At 59.7% G+C, this 595-nt stretch carries 1 protein-coding gene; it reads right to left on the reverse strand.

Annotated features, from left to right (window positions below):
- Positions 1 to 452 (reverse strand): LysR family transcriptional regulator (locus tag EN939_RS37080; RefSeq protein ID WP_245473338.1); only part of this gene is annotated, 452 nt, incomplete at its 3' end.
- Between the last annotated feature and the right edge of the window lie 143 nt (positions 453 to 595).

Here is a 595-nt window from a genome sequence, read left to right on the forward strand (position 1 = left end):
GGGTGCATGGCGATGACGGCGTCGAACGAGGACCCAAGCCGTTTCAGGAGCCGGGCGGTAAGACCAATCTCCATTTCGACCTGCACCAACGGAAATCGCTCGGCGATGCCAGAAAGGAGGCGCGGCAGGATCTTGGTGCCATAATCTTCCATGACCCCGATTCGAACCTGTCCGGCCACCTGCTGACCGGAAACACGCGCAATCGCCTGCTCATTGAGAGCAAGTATGCGGCGGGCATCGATCAGAAAGCCCTCCCCGGCGGCGGTGAGTTCAACGCGGGCTGTCGAGCGCCGGAACAAGATGGTCTCGATGCGCTCCTCAAGACGTTTCACCTGCAAGCTGACGGCCGCCTGCGTTCTATTGAGCTGCTCGGCGGCTCGCGTGAACGAGAGTCGCTCGGCAACGACGACAAAGGCCCGCAGAAGGTCCGGATCGAGATTCGGGATACTCATAGTGGAATGTTATCAAACTCATTGAGCTTATTCGATTCCTTATGGCCCGCCTTCCCGATATCCCCGGTTCCGAGCCAGCAAGGTCGGGAACCATGGAAATCACAGGAGTGCTCGCCGCGATTCTCTCCAGCGCTTTCGGGGGC

This window comes from Mesorhizobium sp. M7A.F.Ca.CA.002.05.1.1 (assembly GCF_003998335.1).
Taxonomy (GTDB): Bacteria; Pseudomonadota; Alphaproteobacteria; order Rhizobiales; family Rhizobiaceae; genus Mesorhizobium.